Here is a 13,865-nt window from a genome sequence, read left to right as displayed (position 1 = left end):
CTCAATTATTTATTATTTAACGAGTTCGTATTCACACTATCTGGCGTTTCCTTCATAACTGTACTATTAAATGCGTTAACTTGTAATTGTTGAATTGCTCCTGAGTTTTTAGTTTTGATTTCAACAGTCCACGTTGGCACATAGACTGCTTTATCATCAGTAGTAGTGTTAAGGAGCTTAGAATAACTGAGCACCGACCACCTAATGCGGGAGTTATTAGGAATCTGATTATGTTTATACAACCAGGTAATTGCTCGGCGCTGGCTAATCGTATTTGACCGTTGCCGGAGAATTTCAACATCTTGCAAGTAAGTCTGTGTATAACCTGTTATCTCATGGTCAGAGTTTATCCGAAAACGAATTTGCCCATCATTTGAAAATAGCGGCTTTCCTTCTAGCATCTGCGTATAAACAAGGGTATTTTTGTCCGATAATTCCTTGTTATAACGATAATGATTTCCCAAACTTACCATCTTTTTATTTTTTAGCAACCGATCAACACGCCTAATATCATTATTTTTAGTCGTTTTAATTGGCTTATCAAACTCACTAGTCAGTGTTCCTGAAGATAGCCGAAAATTTTGATTACGTAATTTCCCGGCTTCCTGTTCTAGTACTCCGCCATCTGATGATTTTTTCCCAGCAATATAATATCCAGTTTGCTGCTTGTTAGAAAGGTCGCCATAACTAATCGAGTCATTACGCATTTCTTTTAACACTGTTGATTGGCGATTTTGCTGACCATTAGAAACGGTAAATTTAGTTTCTAAGATTAATGAACTTCCAACAAAAATATCAAAAAGCAAAAAGGCAAGGATAAAGATCCATTGAATACGTTTAAAATTCATTCTTTAACCCTCCTACTTTTCTAACTCGGTATATTCAACCCAGTGGCCGCGATACTTAATAAAGTATGTTGGTACTAGCTTTACAACATGACTATCTTTATCAGTTTTCCAAATATATCCGACACGCAAGTCCTTTATGTCACGCATCCGGTTAGTTGCATGTAATTGGTTAATCACATCTGCGCTTGATGGGAGTTTAACCATCTGGTGATCAATTGGCAATGGCACTTGAAGGCTATAAAGACTTAGCCAGAAGCGTTCATTCCCGCCACTTGTGGATTCAAGCGTTACTTCCCCATAACCATCACTATTGAAAATTGGAAAGCTATTAACATAAGCCCGATAGTTTAACCGACGACCATGCTCACTCACCTCATCATAGCGCAAATTATCAAGCGGAATTCCAATTGTCGTCAACTTATTATAGAAGTGTGGGAAAATCTGGCTTGTTGATTCCCGATCGTCCTTACTAAGGTAGTTTTCGTATTTAAGCGTTCCATTTTGGCGATTAAATATCAGCCGACGATTGGTTCCATCCGTATAGGTAGTCTCGTTGCCATTCCGATTTGCCGTAATTGTTGTGTGTTGGTTAGTACTCATTAGACTAGCACTAAGGGTATCAATATTTTGCGCAGTAATTTGATATCCTAATGCTGGTAATTCAAAGGATCGCGGATACATCATTACCGCTACACCGTTAATAATCTTATGGTCAACCGGGATTCGATCCATCGACTTTAAGAGTTGCCGAATGCGGTTAAATTTTCCTTTCTCTACCCGTACTCGGTACACACTATAATGGTGGTCACCAAGTAAGTAAATCTCATGTTGCCCGTTTAATGGGATAACAATATGGTTAATCTGATTAACCCGGTCAGTATCAATTGACTGGGAAAATGTTTCGTTGAAGACTGAGCTTGGTACCTCATCAGGATATGTCAGCATTAACGAGTTCCGCCGTCGCAAATAACTCAGGTAAACATCACTATTATTTTGTTTGACAACATTTGTCCGGCCTAATTTCCAATCCTCTAACTCTTTTTTCACGCTCAGAATTAAATTAGCTTTAGGGCTATAAAGCTGATTCTGAGTTCCTTTTTCACTTGTCTCAACTGCTTTAGTTGGAAGATAAACATCGCCCATTGATTGCGGTGTATATTGTTGTGATTGGTTATTATTGAAATTTTCGTGTCGTGCTCCCTCAAAAGGAAATGGGTTGGTCCAGACAATCCATGAAATGAATAAACTAAGAAGCACAACAACCGTTAAGGCGATTGCTTGCCAATTACTTTTCAGCTTCTTCATCATCCCAGTCTTCCTCCTCATAAGGTACATATGGCAAGGAAATATAGAATGTTGAACCCTTGCCTTCTACACTATCAACCCAAATTTGTCCACCAAGCATATTGATAACTTCCTTGGAAATAGCTAATCCTAGACCCGTTCCACCTTGTTTTCGGCTTCTTGCCTTATCAACGCGGAAGAATCGATCAAAGATACGTCCAAGATCTTTTCGTGGAATCCCTAGGCCTTGGTCAGAAATACTTAAAATAACATGATTATGTGTCTCCAGTAATCGTGTTGTAATTACACCACCATCTGGAGAATACTTAATCGCGTTATTCATAATATTATCAATTACCTGGGTAAACTTATCAGTATCAATTTCAACCCATAAATCTTTCTTAGTAAAGTATCGTTCAATGGTATACTTTTTCTTTTTTGGATCTTCTTCTTTTTTAATAATCATATCGAAACGATCCAAGATATAGTTAAATAACTCATTGATATTTACGTATTCCAGATTGAGCTTCGTTGTCCCTGAATCCATCCGTGATAGACTCAACAGGTCATTGATCATTCGAATCATCCGGTCCGTCTCATCCTGAACAACCTTTAAAAACTGAGGGGCAATTTCTTTATCCTGCCAAGCACCATCACTTAATGCTTCGACATAACTTCTAACACTTGTTAATGGAGTCCGTAACTCATGTGAGACGTTTGAAACGAATTGCTTCCGTTCGCGTTCTTCTTTTTGCTGGCTCGTTACATCATGAAGGACACACACAAGCCCACTGACAAAGCCAGATTCGCGTTGAATTGGCGAGAAGTAGGCGTTTAAGATCAAATTATTGCCAGAGTTTGACATATCAATAATCATCTCGCGCTGTTCACCATTTACTAGTTGCCGAACGGTATAGTCATGACGAATATCTAACACATCAATAATTGATTTACCAATTAAATCGTCTTCATTTTCGACACCCAGTAACTGTAACGCCATATTATTTACAATTGTCACATTCCCTCGACGATCAGTGGCTAAAACCCCATCTGACATATGGGATAAAATACTATCAAGCCGCCGTCGCTCAGAATCGCTTGACTCCTGTGCCTCTTCAACCCGGACAGAAAGATTATTAACTGCCCCTGCCAATTGTCCTAACTCGTCATTTCCCAATACTTTTACTTGACCAGAATAGTCTCCTCGGGCAATTCGTAATGTTTGTTTCCTCATTTCTTCAATTGGGCGGGTAATTTCCTGGGAAATAATAATTGCCAAGATCAGACTCAAGACAATAGTAATCATCGCCGCGGATAAGTATACCAACGTAATATTATTAATATTAGAGTAGACACTTTCCAGACTAGCTCGCAGGTAAACAGCTCCGACAACGTTATTATTACTGTTATCCACGAGGGGAATCACATTGACATAGTAGCGCGTGTGATTTGAATTATCGTATAAATTTTCGGTATGCGACCTGTTATTTAGTAAGGTTGCTTTGATTGCTTGGTCAGTTGTTTTCTGACCGATTGCACTCCGATTATCAGCGTTGCTTGTTCCCCGTACAATACTCTTACTATCAACCACCCGGATTTCAGAAATGTTATTGTTATTAACTTCTGAAAGGATTTGGTTAATTTGTTTGTTTGCTTTTTTAGTATTTGATCGTGATAGCTGCTCTGCTAAAGAATTATCAACGTAAGACGGTAATTCAATGGTTTGCTTAAACGTATTAAGGTTTTGATGCTCTAATTGACGCACAAAAACCGCCCCAACGCATTCAAGTGTTAACATCAAAATTAACACGAATACGAGAGCGATTTTAAAGCGAATCGATTGATAAAATTTTAACTTGCTGTTCACAATGGTTCAGCCTCTAATTCTGATCAGGATTTGCTAGGTAATAGCCAACACCACGCCGGGTAATTAACCATTGGGGGTGACTCGGGTTATCTTCAATCTTTTCACGAAGCCGACGAACGGTCACATCAACTGTCCGAACATCCCCAAAATAGTCATAACCCCATACAGTCTGAAGAAGGTGTTCACGGTTAATAACTTGTCCAATATGTTGAGCTAGATAATGGAGAAGCTCAAATTCACGATGCGTTAAATTGATATTTTCGCCCCGCTTAGTTACAGTGTAAGCTTCAGGATGAATCGTAAGGTCGCCAATTTGAATATCGGTATTATTTTCTTCCTCTGCTGGTGCTTTCAGAGTTGCTTGACGCCGTAAATTAGCCTTTACTCGTGCTACTAGTTCGCGGTTGGAGAATGGCTTAGTAACATAATCATCGGCCCCAAGTTCAAGCCCTAGCACTTTATCTAGTTCCGAATCTTTAGCGGTTACCATAATAATCGGCATGGTATGCTTAGCCCGAACCCGCTTGGCCACTTCAAGTCCATCGATCTTCGGCAGCATTAGGTCGAGAATAATTAAATCAGGATTTTCTGCTTCAACTTGTTCTAAAGCTGCTTCGCCATCATAAGCGACGACAACTTCATATCCTTCTTTTTCAAGATTAAATTTGATGATATCAGAAATTGGTTTTTCATCATCAACAACTAAAATTTTCTTTGCCATATCAATGATTCCCTCCATTGGGTTAATTGATTAATTACTTTAAATCTGCTATATATCAGTGCCTCTATTATAGCACAGGGAAAAGTTCCATAAATATTTTCTAAAAACTTATGAAAAATATTTGACATTTGATCAATAACAGGTTAAACTGTTTAAGTATTCTGTTAAAGGATATGGGCAGTTAGCTCAGCTGGCAGAGCAACGGACTCTTAATCCGTGGGTCCAGGGTTCGATCCCCTGACTGCCCATCAGAGGTTTACAGCGATTGAGATTTGATCTCAGTCGCTTTTTTCATACTTAAAATAAAGACTGCGAAAATCTTATCTTTTCGCAGTCTTTATTTTTATTTAAACTGATCCTTAACATACTGTGCATATAGTGGTGTTGTCTTTAATAATTCTTGATGGGTTCCTGCGCCGGATACTGTTCCATTTTCGATAAAGTAGATTTTATCGGCATCGACAATCGTACTCAAGCGATGCGCAATTACTAGTGTTGTTCTTCCTTGCATTAAGTCTCCCAATGCTTTTTGAACCATCGCCTCTGATTCAGCATCCAAGCTAGCAGTGGCTTCATCAAGCATTAAGATTTTTGGATCGCGGAGAAAAGCCCGCGCAATCGCTATTCGTTGCCGTTGTCCTCCAGAAAGTTTGATCCCTCGTTCACCAATTTCAGTTTCTAACTGATCTTCCATTTCACTGACAAAACCATCTGCATAAGCCATTCTTAACGCGTCCCAAAGTTCCTCATCCGAGACTTCTCTTCGTAACCCATAAGTTAAATTATCACGAATAGTTCCTGGCATTACCGCGGCATCTTGACCTACGAGACCAATTTGTTCACGCCACTTGGCTAAGTCTACACTTTCGATATTCTCTTCACCGATCAAAATTTTTCCACCTGTTGGCTGATAGAATCGTTCAATCAATGAGAAAATAGTTGACTTTCCTCCACCAGATGGGCCGGCAAAAGCTACCACTGCATTGGGTTTGGTTTCAAAACTAACATCTCGTAAGACTGGCTTGCCTTCCTCGTATGCAAAATCAACATTCTCAAATTTCAATGGTGCGCTCGCAATATCTTTTTCTGCTTTATCAGCAGCAAATTCTTCTGGTTCAGTTAAGATTTGTTGGATACGTTCCGTGGCTCCGCTAGTCTTTGCCATATTATTAAAGAGCTGACTAATTACAACAACGGGACTAATAATCTGGAAAAGATACATTAAAAACGAAACTAAGGCGCCCATTGTCATTGCACCATTCATAACACGAATTGCTCCGTAACCAAGAATCCCAAGAAACATTATCATCATGAGCATGTTTGTAATTGGTTGCGTTACTGAGTTAATCAGCGCTTCTTTTCTTCCGACATGATATAAATTGTCGATGCGGCGATTTCCCTTTGCCAGTTCATGTTCTTCACCGTTTGAAGACTTAACTAATCGGACCTCACCTAATACATCGGTGGAATCACTAGCAAATTTTGCTAATTCATCTTGCCGAACCCGACCAATCTTACGCGACTGATTCATCACTGGTAGCATGACTAAAATCACTAAAGGAACTGCCACAAACATCAACAATGTCATTCGCCAATCCATTGCTAACATAATAACCAGTGCACCAACGAATTGTAAAAGCGATGTCATTGCATTTGGTAATGTTGAAGCAAGTAAATCCTTCACCTGTGACGTATCATTAACTAATCGTGAACTGATTTCACCTGTTTTAACATCATCAAAATATTTTACAGGCATTTTAAGTAGTTTTTGCCATAATTGTTTCCGTAATTTAGAAACAACATTTTCACCAAAAATTCCTAATAATAACCCTGATAACGCACTTGTAATTAATCCTGCTATAAAAATTACAACTGTTAAAATTGCCAATGTTGGACTAATACTCTTAAAATTATTAATTAGCTTTTGCGCTAGTTGAGGAACAAATAGGTTAGCACCCGTGGAGATAAAACCTAGTAAGATTCCCACAAAAAGCTTAATATACTGCGGATGTAATTGATTTATTAAACTAAAGAAACTTCGAAAACTAAATTTATTTCTGTTCAAAGCATAAGCCTCCTAAAAGTTAAATATCTAACTTTTAATGATGATGAATATTTAAACACGTAGATACCTAACTGTCAAGGGTCTAACTTATTTTTTTAGATTGTTATTAATATTAGTCATCCCTTTAACTATTGCATCAATATCTCTTTCATCGAGACGGGCAATAATCTGCAAATAAGCTTTATCAAATATTTCTTTAACCTCATTAGTCTTTTCTTCACCTTTTTTGGTAAGAAAAATACGCTTAATTCGTGCTGACTCTTGATCCGCCTTCCGGATAATATACCCGTCGCGTTCAAGATTTTTCACCATACTGGTAACACTAGCATTCCGTAAATGGAAATGATCACCTAATTCTCGTTGAATAAGACCAGCGTGTTTTTCTATATAAAAAAGCGTATGAGCTTGCTGTGGAGTTATATCTAATTCAGGGGCAAGTTCAGTATAAAAATGCTTCATGTTAATCATATAGTTCCGCAATAAACGGTTCATTTGCTCAAATTTATCTTTTTTTAATGCCATGAAATTACTCCCAATTTTAATTTTATTGTTAATTATAACAGTTAGGCATCTAATTAAAATATGGATTTGAAAATTTATTAAATAAATTCAGAAAAACACTTGCGAAAATGATCGAAAGTTGATATTATTATTTATGTTGTCAAAGACATGGGCAGTTAGCTCAGCTGGCAGAGCAACGGACTCTTAATCCGTGGGTCCAGGGTTCGATCCCCTGACTGCCCATCATAAAAAAAGATCACCGAGTAATCGGTGGTCTTTTTTTGTTATAAAATTGTAATTACATGTTGTTTAGGACGTTTCGAAACAATTTCAATTGCGCCAAGTGCTTCTAATTCTTCAATGGCTGCCTTAGTCTTTGTCATTGGATAACGGCGATTACTCTTCTTCAAAGTTTCAATAATATCGTTATCTTTAATTCCTAAATCTAACTGGTTAGTAAATAGCTTCGATTGTGCAAGAAGATATAGAATATTGCAATACAAACTATCAGACGTTGCAGTTAATTGATGATGGTGTTCATTGACCCACTGACTAATAATTTCATTGGCTTTATCAAGCTTTTCACGAGATTGACTCAAAATCTTAATTACTTTTTCCTGCTGACTAACAAGTATCATTAATAATTTTTGAATAAAAAATGTTAAATCAGCTCTATTTTCCGCATTATCGGCATCCTTAAATACCTTATAGTATTGCTGAACATTATTATGAATTGCAGTAGCCACAGAAAAGCCAGTAAAGCGATCAAATTTGTTAGCAATATATGACGACAAAAGATAACGCCCCATTCGACCGTTACCATCAAGAAACGGATGAGTATTTTCAAAGAAAAAGTGAGTTACAAGAGCTTTATATATTGAAGGGGTATCATCATTATTCATATATTCAATTAAAGCTGTAAGGGCACTCTTGATTGCAGTTTCCGTGGTTGGCGGCCGATGAACTGTTTTAATGCCATCCCCAATCGAAAGCACTTCGCTATTAGGAAGCTTATCACGAAATATTTTTCCGTTAGGCAGTCGATCTTCATTAAGTTCGCCTTTTAACAATGAATCATAGATTTTTCTATAGTCTTGAAGAACATTGATTTCAACTTTTTTCCCTGATTGTGTGCGCTGGTACATTTTTATAGTTGAACCAAGCCTTTTCTTTGATATATGATCATCACCATTTATTTGGTGGTTATTTTCCTGAATAACAGTACTAATTTCAACACGACTCGTTTTTACACCTTCAATATCATTAGTGTAGAAAATTTCAGAGAGTAATAATGAATTCAAAAATTGATTAATCGCAACTTGGGGAAGCGTTACTGAAATATCCTCAATCATATTAGAATTACGTCTAAGCTGATCCGCCAGGTTTTGAATTTCCGGTAATGGAAGATAGAAAATTGGATATTTACTTGTTTGTGCACCATCGCGATAGTTAAGAAGAGGAAACAGAGTTGTCTTCTGGCTTGTATACCCGTTCAGTCGACTCTGATATTCACTTTCAATTGCTGCCGGGTCATTCGTCTTATCTTCAATAAAATACTTATATTTAGATAATGGTATATATTTCATTATTTATCTTCCCTCCTTAAAGCTAAAAAGCTATTTTTTGGTGTTATTATATTAAAATACTAACATAATAACCCCTGAAAATCGATTTTCGGGGGTTATTATCATTAGAAATTCATATATAAATGCTAAAAACCAATTTTTGAGGGCTTATATACTTAAACATATATTCGAAAACTGTTTTTTTATTTTTTTGAATGAACAATCTAATTTAACTAATAACGATGAGTAAATTAATATGTCATTTGGTGAACAGTTCAATGCAAAGAACTTAGCCTTACCTGACAAACACTTTAACATTCTAATTCTTTGTTCTACATTAGCAATCTACTTCTTTACTCACAAGTGCATCTTTACCACGTAAATAAAAAGGACGCCATTCGAACGTCCTTTTTATTTACTTATCTTCTGCTATTAGTTCTTTTCGTGCTTGGCGTAAGCTCATTTCTTGTTCTGGCGAAACCTCAGGATAAGCTAATGGCAAACTATTAATCTTTTTTGTCAAAATATCAGATACAATTAAACGCGAGTACCACTTATCATCAGCCGGAATAACATACCATGGATTTTCCTTTGTGGCGGTAGCATTAATCGCCTTTTCATATGCCTTTTGATAATCGTCCCAATATTGACGTTCGCGAATATCAGCTGCTGAAAATTTCCAATTCTTTTCTGGCGTATCAATCCGTGCTAAGAAACGCTTCTTCTGTTCTTCTTTTGATACGTGGAGGAAGAATTTTACAATTAAGTAACCGTTCCGTGTTAGATAACTTTCGTACTGGCGAATGTCTTCATAGCGACTATCAAAGAATTTGTTATTAACGTCATGAACAGACTCAATTCCTGGAATATTAGATTGCAAAATTAAAGCAGGATGAACGCGTGAAACAAGAACATCTTCATAATAAGATCGATTGAAAACACCAATATCACCACGCATTGGCAATTCACGATTGATTCGCCAGAGATAATCATGACGTAATTCGCGGCCTGTTGGTTGTTTAAAATTAGCCACCTTAAACCCAACTGGATTTACGCCCGCAAAAATATGCGAAATCATACTATCTTTTCCTGCCGCATCCATTGCTTGAAATACTACTAAAACACCATAATGACGCCGGGCATACATCATCTTTTGCGCATTTTTGATTGACTTTACATTTTTCTTGATCTTCTTTTTAATCTTCTTAAGGTCATCAGCAGAATCTTTTACCTTAGTTGGTGCCGTCTTAATATCAAAGTCTTTTCCAGTGTAACGATATTTCTTGGTTTTCATCAACATTCACCTCATTGCTTTTAATTTGATTTCAACTACCATCATAGCAAATCTGGCAAACTTTGGTTAATAAAAGCTAATTTTTAAAGATATATAAGCTGCTAAGGCTCTATGATCACTATATCAATCTTAGGAGCTTATTTAATTAAATGTAATAATATCAAAAAAGAACCATGAACATTCTAGTCCACAGTTCCCTTATTTATAATATTCTTTTCTGTTGGCTGGTATTTACTACGTTTTAATTTACTAATTTGATGCTCGCGACCATTATTAACAATGAATTCATCAACGGCACCACAATGCGCACAAACTACCACAATTTGGTATCGTTGCGAGTCATCATTATTCGTATCCATCCAATTTCTTTCCGCAATTACTAACGGCTGTTCATGACACTGATAACAAGAAATCCCTAGTTCACATTCTTCCCTAAAAGAATCTCCTGTTTTCCCTACCATTCCGTAACGGTCTTCACCATGGACATTATCAAAATTATTGTAAAACATTTGATCACTTCTTTAATATTCAACTGCTTTTGCCTGTTTTATCTTAATAACAAAGATTACTATTATTTCCATTACAAAAATCGAAATCGCACAAATAATAAAGAGGATATGATAAGAGGTCGCTTCAATCATCAATCCACCAAATAGAGGACCAATTGCCTTTCCTAAAGAAGAAAATGCGTTCAAAATCCCCTGGTACTTTCCCTTAACAGCAACCGGTGAAAGGCTGTTTACAATAGCAGGCATCGTTGGCAGAGCAGTAGCTTCACCAATTGTCAAAACGACCATTGCCGCAACAAACCAGCTATATGAGTGAGCGTAAAGTAAGAGGACAAATGAGAAACCAATTGTAAACATCCCAATAAATACTTGCGCATATGGTCGATTAACCCAACGATTAAGCCAAGTAATTCCTAGTTGGAAAACAACGATTAAAATCCCATTTAATGTCCACAAAAGACTATATTTCGTCATTGAGATTCCTTGATCAGTCATGAAAACTGATAAGTTACTTGCCCATTGTTCATACATTGTCCAGATTACAACTAAGGCAATGAAGAAGATCCAGTTAATCCATAAGTTAGCTTGGGGCATCTTAATATCAACTGTCTTGGTTTCTTCTTTATCTTCTGTATTTTCGGTCTTCGCAACTGTTTGTTGACTGTCTTTAAAGAAAAAGATAACAACAAGTGAGAACATTGTATAAAGGATTGTCGTAATTAAGAACATTGGTGAAACATTGCCATCTGCATACTGATAAAGCGGACCGACAATAGTAGTTCCAATCACCATCCCCAAGTTATTGGCAAAATACAACATATTAAAGACATAACGACCATCTCGCCCTGAACGAGTCGCAAAAGAATTAACCATTGTGATGATCCAACCATTGAAGAATCCAATAACTGTTAAAAGAATTCCATATATCGGCCAGCCATTGAAGAAAATCATAATAGCCATTACGATTGTCGCTAGCAGTGTCCCGCCAATCATTAATTTCCGCGGGTTAGCTCGGTCAAATAACATTCCGCTAATATAACTTCCGACAACATTTGCTCCCGAATAAAAGAGTAAAACGATTCCCGATACAGTTAATGACTCATGCAACTGATCGTGAATATAAATTGTTGTTAATGGCCAGACAAAACTATTCCCAATACTTCCAAGGAACATTCCGAATAAAAGCCATTTTAATTCTACGCCTTGACGGTTCATTGTTTACGCCTCCTCAATTACTATCATACCGTTTATTTTTTTAAAAACATTTTTAATGTCTTAAGCGCACTAAAAGGGCTACCTCAGTTTTTACTGAAATGCCCTCTTAGAAATTTAGTTTTTAATTATTATCTTCAGGAATATAGGAAATCGAAGTGAACTTATTATAAGACTTTGCAAATAATAATTTAACTGTCCCCCGCGGACCACTACGATTCTTTTCAATGATGACTTCAACTTCACTAGCATTTGATCCATCGTCATCCTGATTATTTCCCGGGTTATTATCTTCCGAATCTTCATCGTGCTCATAATAGTCATCACGATAAAGAAAACTAACAATATCTGCATCCTGTTCAATCGATCCAGATTCACGAATATCAGATAAAACCGGGCGCTTGTCTTGTCGCTGTTCAACTCCCCGCGACAACTGTGATAGGGCAATAACTGGAACTTCTAATTCCTTTGCCAGTTTCTTTAGTTGTCGAGAAATTTCTGAAACTTCTTGTTGTCGGTTATCAGGATTACTCCCTTCAATCAACTGAAGGTAATCAATTACGATCAATCCTAAATTGCCTTTTTCCTTTGCTAAGCGCCGACAACGTGCCCGAATTTCTGCTACCTTGATTCCTGGTGTATCGTCAATATAGATACTTGCATTACTTAAGGCACCAGTGGCAATAAATAAACTTTGCCATTCATCCTGCGTAAGCTGTCCGGTCCGTAAGTGGTTAGCGTTAATATTTCCTTCAGCACAAAGCATCCGGTTTGCTAAAGACTCCGCACCCATTTCAAGACTGAAAATTGCGACCGTATTATCGGTTCTAGTTGCAACGTTTTGAGCAATATTCAAAACAAAGGCAGTCTTCCCAACAGCAGGCCGTGCCGCAATAATCACCAACTCGTCTTTATGCAGACCAGTTGTCATCTCATCTAATTGAGCATATCCAGTTGAAAGTCCAGTAATCTCTGAATCTTGACTAGAGAGCTCACTGACATGATTAATTGACTCTTGTAAAACGTCACTAATACTTTTAAAACCAGTTTGACGACTATTTTCCGAAACTGACATAATTTCTTGCTCAGCCCGGTCAAGTTGATCTTCAATTTTGTCATTTCCAGCATAGCTATCATTGATAATCTTGGTTGCAGTATTGATCAACCGTCGTGAAATCGCCTTATCATGAACAATTTTTGAGTAATAGACAACATTAGCAGCCGTCGGAACCGCTGTTGCAAGTTCAGCAATATAAGCAACTCCACCAACATTTTCCGTTTGATTATCCTGATCAAGGACATTTTTCATCGTTAACGGATCGATTGGCTGGTCCGCATCATTTAGTTGGACCATCTTTTCAAAAATGATTTGATGAGCCTTCCGATAAAAATCTTGCGGCTCAAGATATTCCATCGCATCAGCCAACGCGTTTTTACTTAAAAAAGCAGCTCCAAGAACTGCTTTTTCTGCTTCAATATCGCGTGGCTCTTCTTGCACTGGTGCATTATCCATGACGATACCGCTCCTTAAATCTATTAACCCTCATTACTTTTCAGCAATGTGAACACGAATTTGAGCTTCTACTTCCGGGTGAAGCTTGATTGGCACATTAACGTAACCAAGCGCCTTAATTGGGGCTGCCAACTCAATCTTTCGCTTATCAATTTTAAGGTCAAATTGTTTTTGTAAAGCAGTTGCAATTTGTTTTGTTGAAATTGAACCAAACATCCGGCCATCTGTACCGGCTTTTCCGCTTAATTCAACAACTGTATTATCATCTTCAAGGATCTTCTTTATCCGCTTGGCATCAGCTAATTCTTCAGCGGCATGTTTTTCTTCAGCACGCTGTTGACCCTTTAGTTGGCTCATCGCCGCCTTAGTAGCTTGTTTTGCTAATCCACGCTTAATTAAGTAGTTTTGAGCATAGCCATCTGGAACTTCCTTAATTTGACCACGTTGACCACGGCCTCGTACATCTTGTGTAAAAATAACTTTCAT

Annotated in this window: 12 protein-coding genes and 2 tRNA genes; 2 read left to right on the top strand and 12 right to left on the bottom strand. The window is 37.4% G+C overall.

The features are described 5' to 3' along the window. Positions 1-5 precede the first annotated feature (5 nt). The 4 genes from LMC10_RS09235 to yycF are packed head-to-tail and all read right to left on the bottom strand — an operon-like array spanning position 6 to position 4,720. Positions 6-848: a two-component system regulatory protein YycI gene (locus LMC10_RS09235; protein ID WP_229269637.1), complete on the bottom strand. Its 843-nt coding sequence runs from the start codon at positions 846-848 to the stop codon at positions 6-8. A gap of 12 nt (positions 849-860) precedes the next feature. Further along, positions 861-2,156: a YycH family regulatory protein gene (locus LMC10_RS09230; protein WP_042746399.1), complete on the bottom strand. Its 1,296-nt coding sequence runs from the start codon at positions 2,154-2,156 to the stop codon at positions 861-863. Next, positions 2,134-3,999 carry a cell wall metabolism sensor histidine kinase WalK gene (walK, locus tag LMC10_RS09225; RefSeq protein WP_229269636.1) on the bottom strand — a complete coding sequence of 622 codons (1,866 nt, stop codon included), beginning with the start codon at positions 3,997-3,999 and terminating at the stop codon, positions 2,134-2,136. The genes LMC10_RS09230 and walK overlap by 23 nt, the downstream gene beginning before the upstream one ends. A 13-nt stretch (positions 4,000-4,012) precedes the next feature. Continuing rightward, on the bottom strand, positions 4,013-4,720 hold the full coding sequence (yycF, locus tag LMC10_RS09220) for a response regulator YycF (protein ID WP_011953351.1): 708 nt from the start codon (positions 4,718-4,720) through the stop codon (positions 4,013-4,015). Positions 4,721-4,895: 175 nt separating this feature from the next. Here yycF and LMC10_RS09215 point away from each other — a divergent pair. Beyond that, a tRNA-Lys gene (locus tag LMC10_RS09215) sits at positions 4,896-4,968 on the top strand. A 95-nt stretch (positions 4,969-5,063) separates the two neighbouring features. Here the strand turns inward: LMC10_RS09215 and LMC10_RS09210 are convergent. Both LMC10_RS09210 and LMC10_RS09205 read right to left on the bottom strand, forming a co-directional pair. Next, positions 5,064-6,785, bottom strand: a complete 1,722-nt coding sequence (locus tag LMC10_RS09210; RefSeq protein WP_229269635.1) for an ABC transporter ATP-binding protein — start codon at positions 6,783-6,785, stop codon at positions 5,064-5,066. A gap of 87 nt (positions 6,786-6,872) precedes the next feature. After that, entirely contained in the window at positions 6,873-7,307 is a 435-nt protein-coding gene (locus tag LMC10_RS09205) for a MarR family winged helix-turn-helix transcriptional regulator (RefSeq protein WP_019253763.1), read from the bottom strand. 149 nt (positions 7,308-7,456) lie between these two features. Here LMC10_RS09205 and LMC10_RS09200 point away from each other — a divergent pair. Continuing rightward, positions 7,457-7,529, top strand: a tRNA-Lys gene (locus tag LMC10_RS09200). 41 nt (positions 7,530-7,570) lie between these two features. Here LMC10_RS09200 and LMC10_RS09195 read toward each other — a convergent pair. The 6 genes from LMC10_RS09195 to rplI form a co-directional block, all read right to left on the bottom strand. Next, positions 7,571-8,872: a Fic family protein gene (locus tag LMC10_RS09195; RefSeq protein WP_228341204.1), complete on the bottom strand. Its 1,302-nt coding sequence runs from the start codon at positions 8,870-8,872 to the stop codon at positions 7,571-7,573. A 394-nt stretch (positions 8,873-9,266) separates the two neighbouring features. Further along, a complete protein-coding gene (locus LMC10_RS09190) occupies positions 9,267-10,151 on the bottom strand; it encodes a PPK2 family polyphosphate kinase (RefSeq protein ID WP_019253766.1) in 885 nt (294 codons plus the stop codon). A 176-nt stretch (positions 10,152-10,327) separates the two neighbouring features. Further along, positions 10,328-10,654: a hypothetical protein gene (locus LMC10_RS09185; RefSeq protein WP_229269634.1), complete on the bottom strand. Its 327-nt coding sequence runs from the start codon at positions 10,652-10,654 to the stop codon at positions 10,328-10,330. A 12-nt stretch (positions 10,655-10,666) separates the two neighbouring features. Then, complete coding sequence (locus LMC10_RS09180) at positions 10,667-11,869, bottom strand: MDR family MFS transporter (protein ID WP_229269633.1); 1,203 nt, start codon at positions 11,867-11,869, stop codon at positions 10,667-10,669. Positions 11,870-11,990: 121 nt separating this feature from the next. Then, positions 11,991-13,379 carry a replicative DNA helicase gene (dnaB, locus tag LMC10_RS09175; RefSeq protein ID WP_072575215.1) on the bottom strand — a complete coding sequence of 463 codons (1,389 nt, stop codon included), beginning with the start codon at positions 13,377-13,379 and terminating at the stop codon, positions 11,991-11,993. Between the two features lie 33 nt (positions 13,380-13,412). Beyond that, complete coding sequence (gene rplI / locus LMC10_RS09170) at positions 13,413-13,865, bottom strand: 50S ribosomal protein L9 (RefSeq protein ID WP_229269632.1); 453 nt, start codon at positions 13,863-13,865, stop codon at positions 13,413-13,415.

This window comes from Limosilactobacillus reuteri subsp. simiae (assembly GCF_020784875.1).
Taxonomy (GTDB): domain Bacteria; phylum Bacillota; class Bacilli; order Lactobacillales; family Lactobacillaceae; genus Limosilactobacillus; species Limosilactobacillus reuteri_H.
This window is presented reverse-complemented; position numbering and strand designations above follow the sequence as displayed.

Coding starts and splice junctions, on each gene's coding strand:
- LMC10_RS09180 (WP_229269633.1), bottom strand. CDS start 11,869: ATGAACCGTCAAGGCGTAGAATTAAAATGGCTTTTATTCGGAATGTTC.
- yycF (WP_011953351.1), bottom strand. CDS start 4,720: ATGGCAAAGAAAATTTTAGTTGTTGATGATGAAAAACCAATTTCTGAT.
- LMC10_RS09190 (WP_019253766.1), bottom strand. CDS start 10,151: ATGTTGATGAAAACCAAGAAATATCGTTACACTGGAAAAGACTTTGAT.
- LMC10_RS09235 (WP_229269637.1), bottom strand. CDS start 848: ATGAATTTTAAACGTATTCAATGGATCTTTATCCTTGCCTTTTTGCTT.
- LMC10_RS09230 (WP_042746399.1), bottom strand. CDS start 2,156: ATGATGAAGAAGCTGAAAAGTAATTGGCAAGCAATCGCCTTAACGGTT.
- LMC10_RS09195 (WP_228341204.1), bottom strand. CDS start 8,872: ATGAAATATATACCATTATCTAAATATAAGTATTTTATTGAAGATAAG.
- rplI (WP_229269632.1), bottom strand. CDS start 13,865: ATGAAAGTTATTTTTACACAAGATGTACGAGGCCGTGGTCAACGTGGT.
- dnaB (WP_072575215.1), bottom strand. CDS start 13,379: ATGGATAATGCACCAGTGCAAGAAGAGCCACGCGATATTGAAGCAGAA.
- LMC10_RS09205 (WP_019253763.1), bottom strand. CDS start 7,307: ATGGCATTAAAAAAAGATAAATTTGAGCAAATGAACCGTTTATTGCGG.
- LMC10_RS09185 (WP_229269634.1), bottom strand. CDS start 10,654: ATGTTTTACAATAATTTTGATAATGTCCATGGTGAAGACCGTTACGGA.